The sequence below is a fragment of the Nocardia panacis genome (assembly GCF_003598715.1).
Taxonomy (GTDB): Bacteria; Actinomycetota; Actinomycetes; order Mycobacteriales; family Mycobacteriaceae; genus Nocardia; species Nocardia panacis.
In genome coordinates this window covers 39984-55433 of sequence record NZ_QZFU01000014.1, presented here as the reverse complement: position 1 = coordinate 55433, position 15450 = coordinate 39984, and the positions used below count along the sequence as shown (strand labels likewise).

The 15450-nt window shown below is 68.0% G+C and carries 12 protein-coding genes, 1 tRNA gene and 1 riboswitch; of the genes, 6 read left to right on the top strand and 7 right to left on the bottom strand.

Annotated elements, in window-relative coordinates:
- The first annotated feature begins 228 nt into the window (after window positions 1–228).
- A complete protein-coding gene (gene topA, locus D5S18_RS06400; protein WP_120038893.1) occupies window positions 229–3123 on the top strand; it encodes a type I DNA topoisomerase in 2895 nt (964 codons plus the stop codon).
- 19 nt (window positions 3124–3142) lie between these two features.
- On the opposite strand, the gene D5S18_RS06395 is transcribed toward topA, so the two are convergent.
- The gene (locus tag D5S18_RS06395; RefSeq protein ID WP_203236633.1) at window positions 3143–3688 is read right to left on the bottom strand and encodes a DJ-1/PfpI family protein; all 546 of its coding nucleotides are present in this window, start codon (window positions 3686–3688) and stop codon (window positions 3143–3145) included.
- Between the two features lie 106 nt (window positions 3689–3794).
- Here D5S18_RS06395 and D5S18_RS06390 point away from each other — a divergent pair, with 106 nt between their 5' ends.
- Entirely contained in the window at window positions 3795–5000 is a 1206-nt protein-coding gene (locus D5S18_RS06390) for a DNA polymerase III subunit delta' (RefSeq protein ID WP_120039031.1), read from the top strand.
- A gap of 63 nt (window positions 5001–5063) precedes the next feature.
- Window positions 5064–5139 (top strand) — tRNA-Thr (locus tag D5S18_RS06385).
- A 380-nt stretch (window positions 5140–5519) separates the two neighbouring features.
- Here the strand turns inward: D5S18_RS06385 and D5S18_RS06380 are convergent.
- Complete coding sequence (locus tag D5S18_RS06380; protein ID WP_120038891.1) at window positions 5520–6530, bottom strand: alpha/beta fold hydrolase; 1011 nt, start codon at window positions 6528–6530, stop codon at window positions 5520–5522.
- Window positions 6531–6581: 51 nt separating this feature from the next.
- The gene (locus tag D5S18_RS06375; RefSeq protein WP_120038890.1) at window positions 6582–6869 is read right to left on the bottom strand and encodes a hypothetical protein; all 288 of its coding nucleotides are present in this window, start codon (window positions 6867–6869) and stop codon (window positions 6582–6584) included.
- A gap of 65 nt (window positions 6870–6934) precedes the next feature.
- On the opposite strand from D5S18_RS06375, the gene D5S18_RS06370 reads away from it, so the two are divergent.
- Both D5S18_RS06370 and D5S18_RS06365 read left to right on the top strand, forming a co-directional pair.
- Window positions 6935–7420, top strand: coding sequence for a DUF2752 domain-containing protein (locus D5S18_RS06370; RefSeq protein WP_239003580.1), 486 nt, complete (start codon window positions 6935–6937; stop codon window positions 7418–7420).
- Window positions 7421–7429: 9 nt separating this feature from the next.
- Window positions 7430–7618 (top strand): hypothetical protein, encoded by a 189-nt coding sequence (locus D5S18_RS06365; protein WP_120038889.1) that lies wholly within the window; start codon window positions 7430–7432, stop codon window positions 7616–7618.
- 3 nt (window positions 7619–7621) lie between these two features.
- On the opposite strand, the gene D5S18_RS06360 is transcribed toward D5S18_RS06365, so the two are convergent.
- The 3 genes from D5S18_RS06360 to D5S18_RS06350 form a co-directional block, all read right to left on the bottom strand.
- Window positions 7622–8953 carry a M1 family metallopeptidase gene (locus D5S18_RS06360; protein ID WP_120038888.1) on the bottom strand — a complete coding sequence of 444 codons (1332 nt, stop codon included), beginning with the start codon at window positions 8951–8953 and terminating at the stop codon, window positions 7622–7624.
- On the bottom strand, window positions 8954–12937 hold the full coding sequence (locus tag D5S18_RS06355) for a Pls/PosA family non-ribosomal peptide synthetase (RefSeq protein ID WP_439651087.1): 3984 nt from the start codon (window positions 12935–12937) through the stop codon (window positions 8954–8956).
- Between the two features lie 127 nt (window positions 12938–13064).
- The gene (locus tag D5S18_RS06350) at window positions 13065–13487 is read right to left on the bottom strand and encodes a MarR family winged helix-turn-helix transcriptional regulator (protein ID WP_120039029.1); all 423 of its coding nucleotides are present in this window, start codon (window positions 13485–13487) and stop codon (window positions 13065–13067) included.
- Between the two features lie 84 nt (window positions 13488–13571).
- Between D5S18_RS06350 and D5S18_RS06345 the strand changes: the two genes are divergently transcribed.
- Window positions 13572–14999 (top strand): DHA2 family efflux MFS transporter permease subunit, encoded by a 1428-nt coding sequence (locus tag D5S18_RS06345; protein ID WP_203236632.1) that lies wholly within the window; start codon window positions 13572–13574, stop codon window positions 14997–14999.
- Window positions 15000–15050: 51 nt separating this feature from the next.
- Here D5S18_RS06345 and D5S18_RS06340 read toward each other — a convergent pair whose 3' ends face one another.
- The gene (locus tag D5S18_RS06340) at window positions 15051–15188 is read right to left on the bottom strand and encodes a hypothetical protein (protein ID WP_203236631.1); all 138 of its coding nucleotides are present in this window, start codon (window positions 15186–15188) and stop codon (window positions 15051–15053) included.
- Between the two features lie 144 nt (window positions 15189–15332).
- Window positions 15333–15446: riboswitch (SAM riboswitch) on the top strand.
- Window positions 15447–15450 lie beyond the last annotated feature (4 nt).

Genomic DNA, 15450 nt, shown 5'->3' with positions numbered 1-15450 from the left:
GGCCGATTCGAACACGCCGCGTGAACGCGCGGCGAATAAAACACTGCATACTGGTGCCCGATGACGCGCGTACGCTCGGTGGTCCGGGTCGCAAGCGCTCGACCGCACGCAGCGTCAGGGTATAAACGTGTCTGGTAGCGACGTTCCGCCGTCGCCACCGCTTGCCCCACACCGCGCATCCCGGCGCACCAGCGTCGCGCGGGCCGAGAAGGAAAGGTTGATTCGCCGGTGGCAACACGAGACCGCGGTGCAGCCGACCAGGGCCGTCCCCTGCGTCGTCTCGTGATCGTCGAGTCCCCAACCAAGGCCCGCAAGATCGCTCCGTATCTGGGCCGCAACTACACGGTGGAGGCGTCGGTCGGTCACATTCGCGACCTGCCGAGCGGCGCCGCCGATGTGCCCGCCAAATACAAGGGCGAATGGTGGGCGCGGTATGGCGTAGATATCGATCATGACTTCAAGCCCATTTACGTGGTGAGTCCTGATAAGAAGGTGAAGGTCAGCGAGCTCAAGAGCCTGCTACAGGATGCCGACGAGCTCTACCTGGCCACCGACCCCGACCGCGAGGGCGAGGCCATCGCCTGGCACCTGCTCGAGACGCTCAAGCCGAAGGTGCCGGTGCGCCGGATGGTCTTCCATGAGATCACCGAGCCGGCCATTTTGGCCGCAGCCGCCGATACCCGCGAACTGGATCCCGACTTGGTCGACGCGCAGGAGACGCGCCGCATCCTGGACCGGCTGTATGGCTATGAGGTCAGCCCGGTGCTCTGGAAGAAGGTCAAGCCGCGGCTGTCGGCGGGCCGGGTGCAGTCGGTGGCGACACGAATCATCGTGCAGCGCGAACGCGAGCGGATGGAGTTCCGCTCCGCGCAGTACTGGGATATCGCGGCGAGGTTCGATGCGGGCGTCGACGGCGATGCCACCAACCCGCGAAGCTTCGGGGCTCGGCTGGTCCAGGTAGACGGCGCACGGGTGGCCGTCGGCCGGGATTTCGGCTCGGACGGACAACTCAAGACGACCAGTGGCGTCGTTGTACTGGACGAGACATACGCGGGGCGGTTGGCCGCGGCGCTGGACAGTGCGGATTTTGCGGTGTCCTCGGTGGAGTCCAAGCCCTACACCCGCAAGCCGTATCCGCCGTTCATGACTTCGACTCTGCAGCAGGAGGCGGGCCGCAAGCTGCGCTTCACCTCCGACAAAACCATGCGGGTGGCGCAGGGGCTGTATGAGAACGGATACATCACCTATATGCGTACCGACTCGACCACGTTGTCCGAGTCGGCTATCGCCGCAGCGCGGTCACAGGCCACGCAGCTCTACGGCGCGGAATTCGTGCATCCGACGCCGCGGCAGTACAACCGCAAGGTCAAGAATGCGCAGGAGGCGCACGAGGCGATCCGGCCTGCGGGCGATACCTTCGCCACGCCCGGCCAGTTGCACGGGCGGCTCAGCCACGACGAATTCCGGCTCTACGAGCTGATCTGGCAGCGCACCGTCGCCTCGCAGATGGCCGATGCCAGGGGGACCACGCTGACGCTTCGGATCACCGGGGTTGCCGACTCGGGCGAGGAGTGCGTGTTTTCGGCCTCGGGCCGCACCATCACCTTCGCCGGATTCCTCAAGGCGTATGTCGAGAGCGTGGACGAGGAGGCGGGCGGCCAATCCGACGACGCCGAATCCCGTTTGCCCGCACTGGAACAGGGCCAGGGCGTCACGGCATTGGAGCTTAGTCCCGATGGGCACAGCACCAATCCGCCCGCCAGATACACCGAAGCGTCGCTGATCAAGGCGCTGGAGGAGTTGGGTATCGGCCGTCCCTCGACGTATTCGTCGATCATCAAGACCATCCTCGACCGCGGCTATGTCGACAAGTACGGTTCGGCGCTGGTGCCGTCGTGGGTGGCCTTCGTGGTGATCGGGTTGTTGGAGAAGTACTTCGGGCGGTTGGTCGATCTCGACTTCACCGCAGCGATGGAGGACGACCTCGACGCCATCGCCGGCGGGCGCGAGCAGCGCGGAAACTGGTTGTCCAGTTTCTACTTCGGCGGTGAGCACGGTGTCGAGGGATCGGTGGCGCGCTCGGGCGGGCTCCAGCGAATGGTCGTCGAGCGGCTCGACGACATCGATGCCAGGGAGATCAATTCGATCAAACTGTTCGCTGATGCGGACGGGCGCGATGTGGTGGTCCGGTTGGGTAAAACATCCGGGCCATACCTGGAGCGGATGATCGTCGATCCCCATCACCCGGGCGGGGAGACGATCCCCCAGCGGGCCAATCTTCGTGACGATTTGCGGCCGGATGAGCTGACTCTCGAGCTCGCCGAGGAGTTGTTCGCAACCCCTCAGGAGCGCGTACTCGGCACCGACCCGGAGACGGGCTACGAAATCGTCGCCAGGGACGGACGTTTCGGTCCCTACGTCACCGAGAACATTCCCGCGCCCGTCGCCGAGGAGTCCGCGGCTCCCGCCAAGAAAACGGCGAAAAAGGCTGCGGCGGCGGTGAAACCGCGCACCGGTTCACTGTTCAAATCGATGGATCTCGCCGCCATCACCCTCGACGACGCGCTCAAGCTGCTGGCGCTGCCCAGAGTGGTCGGTGTCGATCCGGCCTCGGGCGAGGAGATCACCGCGCAGAACGGCCGCTACGGGCCGTATCTGAAGAAGGGCACCGATTCGCGGTCGCTGGTCGATGAGGATCAGATCTTCACTGTGACGCTGGACGAGGCGCTGAAGATCTACGCCGAACCCAAGCGCCGCGGTCGGCAGGCGGCCAGTACCGCCGCGCTGCGCGAACTCGGCAATGACGCGGCCACGGGTAAGCCGATGGTGATCAAGGACGGTCGTTTCGGCCCCTATGTCACCGACGGCGAGACCAATGCCAGCCTGCGCAAAGGCGACGAGGTCGAATCCATCACCGATGAGCGGGCCTCCGAACTGCTGGCCGATCGTCGCGCGCGCGGTCCGGTGAAGAAGACGGCCAAGAAGGCGGCGGCGAAAAAGACCGCGGCCAAGAAAACGACCGCCAAGGCTGCCGCTGCCAAAGCGACGACCGCCAAGACGGTGGCCAAGAAGACCACCGCGAAGAAGGCCGCCGCCAAGAAGACGGGCGTCGGCAAGTCCTGAAACACCCTGCGGCGCGTAGCTATTCGCGCAGCAGCTGCAGGAAGGCTCGCATCCACGCCGGATGGTCGGGCCAGGCGCGACCGGTGACGACGCGGTCCTCGACGTGGGCCTCGCTGTCGACGAACTTCCCGCCCACCGCCTCGATATCCGGAGCCAAGGCCGGGTAGGCGCTGCACGAGCGGCCCGTGAGCACGCCCGCCGCCGCGAGAATGAGCGGGCCGTGACACAGGGCGGCGATCGGTTTGCGCTCGGTGGTGAAGTGGCGCACCAGGTTTCGGCAGGTTTCGTTGTTGCGGAGGTATTCGGGGGCGCGGCCGCCGGGGATGACCAGCGCCGCGTAGTCGGCCGGGTTCACCTCGTCCAGGGCGATATCGGCGGGCCAGGTGTGGCCGAGTTTCTCGGTGTAGGTGTCGAAGCCGTCGACGAAGTCGTGCACGACGAACTGCAGTTTCTTCACGGCGGGGGCGGCGATGTGGACCTCGTACCCCTCTTCGAGGAGCCGCTGGTAGGGGTACATGACCTCGAGGTCTTCGGCGGCGTCACCGGTGATCAGCAGAATTCTCACCGTGCCTACGATCCGCCGGTGCGGCGGGCGGGGTCAAGGGTGTGGCCTGAGGGCATGGCCGAGGGTCTGGCTGAATCTGTCCGAGGGGGCCACTAGTGTGTACCGCGTGGCGGGTGTCTTCGATCGACTGGTCGGCCAGGATGCGGTCGAGTCCGAGTTGACGGCTGCGGCGGTCGCGGCGCGCGCAGGGCGCGTCGAAGGGGCGATGACGCATTCGTGGCTGTTCACCGGGCCGCCCGGATCGGGCAGATCGGTTGCCGCGCTGTGCTTCGCGGCCGCGCTGCAATGTACCGACGCGGGCACTCCCGGCTGCGGGAAGTGCCACGCCTGCACCACCACCATGGCGGGGACGCACGGCGATGTGCGGCGCGTGGTGCCGGAGGGGTTGAGTATCAGCACCAAGGAGATGCGCGACATCGTGCAGATCGCGGCGCGCAGGCCCAGTACCGGGCGCTGGCAGGTGGTGGTCATCGAGGATGCGGACAGGTTGACCGAGGCCGCGGGCAATGTGCTGCTGAAGGTGGTGGAGGAGCCGCCGGATCGGACCGTCTTCCTGCTGTGCGCGCCCTCGGTGGATCCGGAGGACATCTCGGTGACGCTGCGGTCGCGATGTCGGCATGTGCATCTGGTGACGCCTTCCGTCGCGTCCATCGCGAAGGTGCTGCGCGAACGCGACGGACTGGAACCGAAAACCGCCGACTTGGCGGCCGCGATCAGCGGCGGACATATCGGCCGGGCGCGGCGACTGGCCACCGATGAGCAGGCGCGGGCGCGGCGCAGGCGGGCACTGGCCCTGGTCACGGCCGTGGCAAGGCCGGGTGCGGCGTACGCGGCGGCCGACGAGTTGGTGAAGTCGGCCGATGACGAGGCCAAACAGATGAGCGCCGAACGCGACGAGCGCGAGCGGGACGAGTTGGCCACCGCACTCGGTGCGGGCGGCACGGGCAAGGGCGCAGCCTCGGCGACCCGCGGCTCCGCGGGCGTGCTGAAAGATCTGGAGCGCCGCCAGAAGTCGCGCGCCACCCGCACCGGACGCGACGCTCTCGACCGCGCCCTGATCGATGTGGCGGGCGTCTACCGTGACGCCTTGGCCGTCCGGTTCGGCGCGGCCCGCCGCGACACCGGCGTCGCCCTCACCCATCCCGATATGGCCGACCAGATCCACGACCTCGCCGACCGGGTCCGCCCGGAGGGTCTGCTGCGCTCGATCGAGGCCGTGCTCGCCTGCCGCGAGGCCCTCGACCTCAATGTGAAACCCCGCTTCGCCCTCGCCGCCATGGTCGCCGGTCTCCTCTCCGCCCAATCCGCGTGACCCTGACCACCCGTTTTCGCGATCCGGCCGGGGTGAGGATAGACTCGCGAGGCCGAGAGGCACGCCGCCTTAGCTCAGTCGGTAGAGCGCTTCACTCGTAATGAAAAGGTCAGGAGTTCGATTCTCCTAGGCGGCTCCAGGTCAGAGACCAAATCCACTCCCCATCGGGGAGTTCGGGCCACTCGACTTGCCAAGAATCTGCGTAACCGCAGGGCAAGGGTGGTGGTCCATGGTTCGGCCCAGTCGACCGGAACGGCCCGCGCCGCCTTCAAATCCTCGGGTTGGATGGCGCACCATCTGCACAAGGGGTTCCCGCCTGTGGTCCGCCGAGTCACCACCGGCGAACGGTCGATCGTCGAGGTCGCTGTGGAGACTATCGGTATCGCCGGGTGGCTCCTCCGCCCGAGACTCGAGCGGTCGGCTGACCGAGCGCCGTCTGTTCGGCTGGGCGGTATCGGATTTCGCGATCGGGCCGCACGGGCGGCGATGCTCGTGCGGGAGTCCTGTCCGCAGCTTGACCTAGACGGCGTTGCGGGCGGGGGTGGTGAGGAGGGTGCTGAGGGTGGAGTTGAAGAGGGGGGTGGCTTCGATGTTGGTGAGGTGGCCGGTGGGGTAGAGGTGGTATGGGGTTGTGGCGGGGAGGGAGTCGAGGATGGGGTGGTTGAGGCGGGCGGGGAGTAGGTGGTCTTTGGAGCCTGCGATGACGGTGGTGGGGACGGTGAGATGTTTTGCGGCGGTGGGGAGTTCGAGGTCGGCGAGGGCGGCGGCGTGCAGGCCGCGGGTGAGGGGGCGGCAAGATCGGATGATGCCGAAGGCGAAGTCGACCTCGTCGGCGGTGGCCGCGGGGGAGAGGATGCGGTCGCGGAAAAGGGTTCGGACGGCAGGGATGTCGGGGATGGGGGCGGGAAGGGTGAGGGCCGTCTCGGCGAAGATGTAAGGCAGGTGTGCGCGGGTGCCGAACAGGGGCCGGTTGAGGAGGGGGAAGAGTTCGGTTTCGGCGCGGATACCGCCGGACGCGGTGTTGGCGAGCAGAACGGCCTTGGCGCGGAAGGGAACCTGGTTCGGATAGTGGGCGGCCCAGGACTGGATGGTGATTCCGCCCATGCTGTGGCCGACGAGGACGGCGCGCGCGCCGCGCGGGAGGGTGGCGTCGAGGACGGCGGTCAGATCGTCCGCGAGCGTGCGGGCATCGGGTGCGACCGTGCCGAGGGAGCTCGCGCCGTGGCCGCGCTGATCGTAGGCGATGACGCGATACCTGTCGGCGAACGCGTTGATCTGGGGGTTCCAGTATTCGATGCTGCAACTCCAGCCGTGAATGAACACGATCGGCGCACCATCGGGTGGGCCGTAGGCGTGCACGCGCAACCGGGCGCCGTCGGCCGTGGTGACGGGGATGACCTCGCGTCGGGCGGTGGGCGGATTGAAGGCGGCGGTCGCGAAGACGCGGTTGCGCAGGCGGGCGCGGTATGCGGCGGTGAGCGGTTCGGTGTCGCGCACCGAGGCCAGCGCCCGCAGGGATTTCACCAGCATCGAGCACTCCTTTGTGTCGATCGCCACAGTATCGCGCTAGCGCGGTGCTAGCTAGTGCAAGCGATCGGAGGGGTGCGCGCGGGCGGGGTAGAGGGCCGCGATGGCATCGGGAACGACGAGGCAGACCTGGTCGTCCGGGTGGAACTCGCCGCGATCGGGCGCGTGGACGAAGACGACGACCGAGGATCCGTCACCGGGATCGATCTCGACGGCCACGGTGCGCGGGGCGGATTCGTCGTCGTGCGGGGAGCTGTGCCAGTGGCCCACATGCCCGAATTCGAGTTTGCGGGCCGTGGGGTATCCGCCTGTGTCGAGCCAGGTCCAACCAGCGGCTTCCACGCGGAAAATTGTACTCTACCTGCGGAAATGCCATATCGAATCGGGTGCGGCTACCGTGGATACCTGTGGAGACCACGCATTCCGCCGATTCGGTGCGGCCAGACGACGATTCGGCGGCCGGGGCGAATTCCGCGGCGGTGCGGCCGGATCCGGTGTGGCGGACCAGGATGGCGCCGCTGTTGGTGGCCGGGCTCGGCGCGGGCGCGCTGGTCCTCTTGCATCTGCGGGATCCGCACGAGGAAGGTTCCTACGGCATCTGCCCGGTCTACGCGCTGACGGGTTGGTACTGCCCCGGCTGCGGTGGTCTGCGAGCCATGCACAATCTGACCGAGGGGCGCCTCATCGATTCGCTGCACAGCAATATCCTGGCGTTGCCGCTGGTGCTGGCTTTCGCACTGTGGGTGGGGGATTGGACGATTCGCGCCTGGCGCGGTCGAACTATGCGGTTGCCCTCCATCGGTCTGTCCACCGCGTGGGCGGTGCCGGCCCTGTTCGTGGTCTATAGCGTGCTGCGCAACACACCGTGGGGGACGTGGCTCACGCCCGTCTAGGCTTGCCCCATGGGTGACTCGTTGAAGGAGCGGGTGCGCGCCAAACTACTGCGACAGTTGACCGAGGACGGCCCGCTGGATCCGGAATTGGAGGACACCAGACAGCTGTCGGTGGTCACCGATCTGGACGCACTCGATCGCGTCACCGAGGACGATCCCCTGGTCGAGGAGTTGGCCACCCGCTATCTCGTCTTCTAGGGCTTAGGTCAGCGGCGGTAATTGCGGCAGGGCCTCGGCGCGGAGCCAGGCATCCCACAGCGGGCGCAGCGGGATCGTGCTGTAGTGCCCGGCCAGATCGGTGAACTCCTCGGTGCTGACCGAACCGTGCCGGTAGCGAATCGTCCAGTCGCGCAGCAGGTCGAAGAATGCGGTATCGCCGAGTTCGAGGCGCAGCGCGTGCAGGGTCAGTGCCCCGCGCTTGTAGACCCGGTCGTCGAACATTCGTTGCGGACCGGGATCGCCGATGACGATGTCCTGCCGTTCCCGCGACAGATTGTGGCGCGCGGCGCGGGCCAACTGGTCGGCGGTGGGACCTTCGGCGGCTTCGGACCAGATCCATTCGGCGTAGCAGGCGAAGCCCTCGTGCAGCCAGATATCGCGCCACTGCCGCACGGTGAGGCTGTTGCCGAACCACTGGTGGGCCAGTTCGTGCGCGACGAGGCGTTCGGAGCCGCGGCGGCCGTCGCAGTGATTCGCGCCGAAGATCGAGATGCCCTGGGCCTCGATCGGGATATCCAGGTCGTCGTCGGTGACGACGACCGTGTAGCTCTCGAACGGGTAGGGGCCGAAGCGTTCGGTGAAGATCTCCATCATGCGCGGCTGATTGGCGAAATCGTGTTCGAAGTCGGCCCGCAGTCGTGCGGGCAGTACAGCCTGGATGGGCACCGGGTCGTGGGGTGCGCCGAGCCGGTATTTGCGGTACGGGCCGATCTGAATGGTCGCCAGGTAGGCGGCCATCGGCTCGGGTTGCTCGTAAACCCAGGTGGTTTGGCTGGCTTTGGTCTGTTTACGTACGAGGATGCCGTTGGCCAGCGCGTAGAACGGGGAGTCGGTGGTGATGGAGATCTGGTAGCTGGCTTTGGAACTCGGATGGTCGTCGCAGGGGAACCAGGAGGCCGCGCCATTGGGTTGACTGGCCACCAGCGAGCCCTCGCTCAGTTCCTCCCAGCCGACCTCGCCCCAGGGGCCGCGCACCGGTTTCGGCACGCCGGAGTATTGGATGACCAGCGCGAGCGCGCCGCCCGCCGGGATGTGCTGCTGCGGCGTGATCACCAATTTCCCGTGCTGGTGGGTGTATTTGGCGGCCCTGGCCCCGTTGACGAGAACCTTGGCGACGCTGAGCGTTTGGGACAGGTCGAGGCTGAAGCGGGGGCGCGCGGCGGTGGTGACGGCGGTGAGGGTGGCGCGGCCCGCGAGGCGGTTGGCCGTGACCTTGTAGACGAGGTCCAGTTCGTAGCGCGACACGCGATAGCCGCGGTTGCCGTTCTGCGGGAGGTAGTCGTCGATGGGAGCTTCGTAGAATCGGTCCGCCATCTAGGTGCCTGTCCAGGGTGCGATCGGATTGCCCCACCAGCGGGTGGACGGCGGGACCGCGTCGCCGCGCATGACCAGCGAGGCCGGTCCGATGGTCGCGCCCGCGCCGATGCGGGCGGCGGGCAGCGCCACACAGTTCGGGCCGAGGGTGGCGCCGGGTTCGAGGGTGACGGTGTCCATGGCCATCACGCGGTCGTGGAATAGGTGGGTCTGCACTACGCAGCCGCGCTCCACGGTCGCGCCGTCGCCGAGTGTCACCAGGTCCGCCTCCGGTAGCCAGTAGGACTCGCACCATACCCCGCGTCCGATGCGCGCGCCGAGTCCGCGCAGCCACAGATTGAGTACGACGGTGCCGGTCGCGGCGCGGGCGAACCACGGTGCCGCAACGGTTTCCACGAAGGCGTCGGCGACCTCGTTGCGCCACACGAATGAACTCCAGAGCGGGTGTTCGCCTGCGCGAATTCGCCCGACCAGCAACCATTTTCCCAGGACGGAGGCGCAGCCCGCGACCGCGCCCGCGACCAGCAGGACCAGGCCGGAGAGCAGGCCCGCGGCGAGGTAACCGAGGGTGTGCGCGAGCGCGGCGAGTCCGAACAGGACGCCCAGGCCGATGCCGAAGGTCACCAGCACCGGGAAGATGCGGCAGGTCTCCACGATGGCGCGGGCGATCCGCAGCCGGGGTGTTGGCGCGAAGGTGCGCTCCAGGTCGGCGGATTCGGTGGCGCGGCGCAGCCGAACGGGTGGGCTGCCCAGCCAGGAGGAGCCTGCCTTCGCCTTGGAGGGCGCCGCCGAAAGCACGGCGACCAGGCCGTTTTTCGGGACGCGTCGGCCGGGGGCGGTCATCCCGGAGTTGCCGAGGAAGGCGCGCTTGCCGACCTTGGCCTCGCCGATGCGCAGCCAGCCGCCGCCGAGTTCGTAGCTGGCGATCATGGTGTCGTCGGCGAGGAACGCGCCGTCGGCGACCACGGTGAACTTCGGCAGCAGCAGGACCGTGGACGCCTCGACGTGTTTGCCGACCTTCGCGCCGAGTAGTCGCAGCCAGACGGGTGTGAGCAGGCTGGCGTAGAGCGGGAACAGGAAGGTGCGCGCGGCATCCAGCAGGCGTTCGGTGGACCACGCCTGCCAGCCGTTGCGGCTGCGGACCGGGTGGTAGCCCTCGGTGAGTCCGATACTGAACAGTCGCACCGCGACAATGGTGACCACCGCGTAGCCGCCGAGGCTGAGCAGTGTCGCCACCGGCAGGATGGCGAAGGCGCGCAGCAAACCGTCCGTGAGCGTGCGGGTGTCGCGGATGAACCAGGTGAGGAACGCGCCGCCCCCGGCGAGGGCGAGGATGGGCAGTGCGGCGAGCAGCATCGAGGTGAGTCCGAAGATCGGCACCCAGTAGGCCGCCCGCGCGGGTGTCTCGGCTGGCCAGCGATGGTGCGCCCGACCGGATTTCACGGCGGGCGAGCCCGCCCACTCCTGCTCCGGTTTGACCTTGCCGGAGACCGAGGAGCCGGGGGCGATCTCGGCATTGCGTCCGATCTTGGTGCCGGGCAGCAGCATCGAGCGTGCGCCGATCACCGCGCCGGGGCCGATGACAATCGGGCCGATATGGACCCGGTCGCCGTCGATCCAATACCCGGACAGGTCGACCTCGGGTTCCACGCTGCATCCATCGCCCAGTTCCAGCATCCCGGTGACCGGTGGCAGCGTGTGCAGATCGACGCCCTTGCCGATCTTCGCGCCGAGCGCCCGCGCGAAAGGCACCATCCACGGTGCTCCGGACAGGTTCTCGGCGCCGCTGGCCTCCGACAGCCGCACGGCGGCCCACAGCCGCAGGTGCGCCGACCCGCCGCGCGGATAGGTTCCGGGTGTCACGCCTTGGAGCAGCAGTCGTGCCCCGGCGACGCAGAGGGTCATCCGGCCGGGCGGGGAGATGAACAGTAGGAAGGCCGCCAGCGTCCACCACCAGGACAGGGCGGGCAGCCAGGTCAGCGCACCGAATTGGTGGGCGATATTGCCGAAGACGGCCAGCCAGGTCAGCCACTGCAATCCGGTGAGGGTGGTCAGCGGGATGGTGGCCAGCGTTTGAACGCATTGCGCGCGAAGGGGAGTCGGCGCGACGATGCGCTGTTCGACCTGTTCGGCGGGTGCGCTGTCGTCGAGCAGCGCCACCAGCGCGCCAAGGCGCGGATGGTCGTAGAGGTCGGCGACCGCGATGGTCGGATAGCGTTCGCGCAGCGCGGCGACCAGTTGCGCGGCGGCCAGGGAGCCGCCGCCCATGTCGAAGAAGTCCACGTCGGGATCGGTGATCTCGGCGCCGAGGATGGCGTCCCACTGATCGGCGACCCAGCGCGCGGTGCCGGTGAGACCGTCTTCGGTGGTGTCGCTGTCCTTGGGGGGCGGCCAAGGCAGGGCGTCGCGGTCCACCTTGCCCGAGGTGCGGGTGGGCAGTTCGGGAACCACTACGAGGCGCGGTACCAATGGAGCCGGAAGTTGTTCCGCCAGTAGGGCTCTGGCTTTCTTCCGATCGAACTCGCCATCGGGGCCGGACAGGTAGCCGACCAGGATCTTGTTGCCCGCCTTGGTGGTTCGGATCGTGGTGGCGGCCCCGGTGACGCCGGGAAGATTCTGCAGCGCGGCATCGATCTCGCCGAGTTCGATGCGGCGACCGCCGAGTTTGATCTGATCGTCGGCGCGGCCGAGGAAGATCAGCCCGGCGCGATCGTTGCGGACCAGATCGCCGCTGCGGTAGGCGCGCTCCCACCCGAGGGTGGTCAGCGGCGCGTACTTCTCGGCATCCTTGACCGGATCCAGGTAGCGGGCCAGACCGACGCCGCCGATGACGAGTTCGCCGGAGGCGCCCTCCGGCACCGGATTTCCGGCCGAGTCGATGACGGTGAGGTTCCACCCGTCCAGCGGTACGCCGATCCTGATCGGTGCACCGGCGCGCAGCGGTGCGGCGCAGGCCACCACCGTCGCCTCGGTGGGGCCGTAGGTATTCCACACCTCGCGGCCCGAATCCTCGTTCCCGGCAAGACGTTCCACGAGTTCCGGTGGCACCGCCTCGCCGCCGAAGATCAGCAGGCGCACCGCCTCGAGCGCCTCGGGGGGCCAGGTCGCGGCCAGTGTGGGCACCGTCGAGACGACGCTGATCTCCCGGCGCACCAGCCACGGCCCCAAATCGGCTCCGGTGCGCACCAATTCGCGCGGGGCGGGCACCAGGCAGGCGCCATTGCGCCAGGCCAGCCACATTTCCTCGCAGGAGGCGTCGAAGGCCACCGAGAGTCCGGCCAGTACGCGGTCGCCGGGGCCGATCGGGGCGTCGCGCAGGAATAGCGCGGCCTCGGCGTCGACGAAGGCGGCGGCGTTGCGGTGGGTCACCGCGACGCCCTTCGGGGTTCCGGTGGATCCGGAGGTGAAGATGATCCAGGCGTCGTCGGCGGGAGTCGGCAGCGCGGTCCATCTCGCGGCCGGATCCGCGCCCGCGACGGCGGTTTCGATGCCCTCGGCGGTGACGATGGCGGTGACCCTGGCCTCGCCGAAGACGAGTCTGGCTCGTTCCTCCGGATCGTCGGCGTCCACCGGGACGTAGGCCGCGCCGCCGTAGAGGATGGCCAGGATCGTGACGTAGAGCTCGCGATGTCCGGAGGGCAGTCGCACACCCACCCGGTCGCCGGGGCGGACACCCGCCGCGGTGAGTTCGGCCAGTGTCGCCTCGATCTCGGCGACCAGTTCGAGGTAGGTGAGGACGGTGCGGCCGTCGTCGATGGCGGGTGCGTCGGGGTGGGTTCGGGCGGTGGCGGTCAGGATGTCGACCAGGGTGCGGGCCGGGTGCGCGGCGGAACCGCGCAGTAGGGGATCGCTTTCCGGCGCCGACTCCGCCGGCTCGGTCAGGGAAGCGTGTGCGCCCGCCGAGAGCGCCTGCGCGGTATCGGGCCGGGACTCTTCGGGCTCCGGCCGCGATTCTTCCGGTTCCAGCCGTGGCTGTACCTGCACGTCCCGACCACCTCTCATAAACCTGCCCGATGCGCTGGCATCCGTTGTCGCACGTTGGGGTTACCAATTGGCAAACATTGTGCCGACCAGGCATCAACGCTACTCGGGGCGGTCGTGACCGGGCCGGTCACTCGGGGTCGGCCCCGATGGCCTTGTTGGCGAGTCGGTGCAGGGTGTGGCGTTCCTCGGCATCGAGTCGGTGCAGGACCTTGTCGGTGGCCCGGTCGATGCGCTCGGCCATGCGCCTGCGTTCGGCGCGGCCCGCCTCGGTGATGGTCAAACGGTATTTGCGTCGGTCGACGGTATCGCGGGTGCGGGTGACGAGACCGGCTCTCTCCAGTCCGTCGATGAGCCGGACGACCTCGCTGCGGTCGATCTGCAATGTCGTGGCGACCTGCTGTTGGGACAGCTCCGCGTACTCCTCGACGCAGACGAGTATCCAGTGTTCGCGCAGCGAGGTGTCGAGTTCGGCGTGCACCGCGCGGTGCAGCTTGCCGAAAGCCCAGGTCGGGAAGCGCACCAAGCCCGCGGGATAGATCTCGTCTGGCATGCCCAGAATCCTACCCATTGTTGAGGCACTAGATTGTTGATACCCTCCGCAATCGACAGGCTCAACAATCTGCGGAGGATATCCATGTCGGAGACTCGGACGGCGGTTCGCGCCGAGACGGCCGCGCGCGACGCCATCCCGGCGGCGGTGTGGCGAGTGGCGGGGGTGGTGACCTTCGGTGCGGTGATGGGCATGCTCGACACCTCGCTGATCAATGTCGGACTCCACACCATCGCCGCGAAACTCGGGGCGACGCTGAATGGTTCGCAGTGGATCGCGAGCGCCTACCTGCTCGCGCTCGCGGTGTCGCTTCCGCTGGTCGGCTGGTTGGGTCGGCGCTTCGGCATGGGGCGGGTGTGGCTGGGAGCGCTGCTCGCCTTCACCATCGTCTCCGGACTGTGCGCGCTCGCGCCGAATGTGGGGTGGCTCATAGTCCTGCGGATCGCCCAGGGGTTGGCGGCCGGGTTGCTGGTGCCCGCCGGGCAGGCCATCATCGGTCAGGTCGCCGGAGGGCACCGGTTGGGGCGGGTCATGAGTGTGGTCGGTGTCGCGGTGGTGGCCGCGCCCGCCTTCGGGCCTGCGCTGGGCGGTGTGATGCTGGCGCATCTGGCCTGGCAGTGGCTGTTCCTGATCAATATCCCGCTGGGAGTTCTCGCCTACGTACTGGCGCGCAGAATCTTGCCGCTCGGTGAAAAGGCGGCCGACGCGAGGAATTTCGACTATCTCGGCTTCGTGCTGTGTGCGGCCGGATTGTCGCTGCTGGTCTATGGGCTGGGGGAATTCGGTGGCCGAGGCGGGTTCGCCGATCCGGCCGTGTGGATTCCGCTGCTGGTCGGGGCGCTCGCGCTGGGCGGGTTCGTGCTGCGCGGTGTCCTGGGGCAGGGCACGCTGCTGGACCTCGGCATGTTCCGCAGTCCGGTCTTCGGCGCGGCAGGCGCGGCGCACTTCTTCGGCGGTGCGGCGCTGTTCGGTTCGATGCTGTTGCTGCCGTTGTATTTTCAGCTACTGCACGGCCAGGACGTGGTGGCGACGGGATTGTCGCTGTTCACCTTCGGTTTCGGCGGGGTCCTCGCGCTTCCCATCGCCGGACGGCTGACCGACCGCTTCGGCGGCGGTGTGGTCTCGGCGGTGGGCGGCGCGGTGTGCCTGGTGGTGACGCTGCCGTTCGCCTTCGGCGACGACGCGATGAATCTCGTTCTGGTGCAGGCGCTCTTGCTGATTCGCGGCATCGCGACCGGGCTGGTGGGTGTCCCGATCGTCGCCTCGGCCTACGCGGCGGTGCGGCGCGAACAGATTCCGGATGCCGCGTCGATGGTGAATATCCTGCAGCGCGTGGGCGGTTCGCTCGGCGCGGCATTGTTCGCGGTGATCCTCGCTCGGTCCGCCGGGGCCGGACTGTCGGTCGCGGCAGGTTTCCAGCAGGCGTTCTGGTGGCTCATCGGTGTGACGGTGGCATCGTTGATCGGCTCGATCGTGCTGTGGCGCACCGAGGTTCGATACCGGGAGCGGTGAGTCGGACTGCGGCCCAGGCCGCTGTGTCACATGGTGGCCGACGCGGCCGTGTCAAAGGGTGGCCGACGCGGCCGTGCCGATACCGAGCACGGCCATGATGCCCGCCGCGAGCTGATCGAGCCGGTCGCGGACCTTGGGGCGGCGCAGCATGCCGACCGCCGTGGAGGCGATGAGGGCGAGCTGCACCATCTCGACGGCGGCAGTACGCAGACGCCGATGAAGCCCAGAAGTAGCGAGGTGGTCACCGGTCGATGGGACCGCAGATCATCGGATTCGGCAAGGGCGATTCGCGCGGGTTGACAGTCCGGGTGTTCGTCTGCGAATCTCGCACCAGGTCATGAGTACCAGCGTCAAGCCCCGGCTAGCTGGTCGGCAACCCTCCTCCGCGGTGGGGTGCTCCGGGTGACGACCGGGCCGTGCTCCACCAGGACACGGCAAGCGCGGACTCGGT

Bases quoted from the DNA above. Each gene is read 5' to 3' on its own strand.
- D5S18_RS06365 (WP_120038889.1), top strand. From the start codon at position 7,430: ATGGGTGACTCGTTGAAGGAGCGGGTGCGCGCCAAACTACTGCGACAG.
- D5S18_RS06340 (WP_203236631.1), bottom strand. From the start codon at position 15,188: ATGGTGCAGCTCGCCCTCATCGCCTCCACGGCGGTCGGCATGCTGCGC.
- D5S18_RS06380 (WP_120038891.1), bottom strand. From the start codon at position 6,530: ATGCTGGTGAAATCCCTGCGGGCGCTGGCCTCGGTGCGCGACACCGAA.
- D5S18_RS06345 (WP_203236632.1), top strand. From the start codon at position 13,572: ATGTCGGAGACTCGGACGGCGGTTCGCGCCGAGACGGCCGCGCGCGAC.
- D5S18_RS06350 (WP_120039029.1), bottom strand. From the start codon at position 13,487: ATGCCAGACGAGATCTATCCCGCGGGCTTGGTGCGCTTCCCGACCTGG.
- D5S18_RS06360 (WP_120038888.1), bottom strand. From the start codon at position 8,953: ATGGCGGACCGATTCTACGAAGCTCCCATCGACGACTACCTCCCGCAG.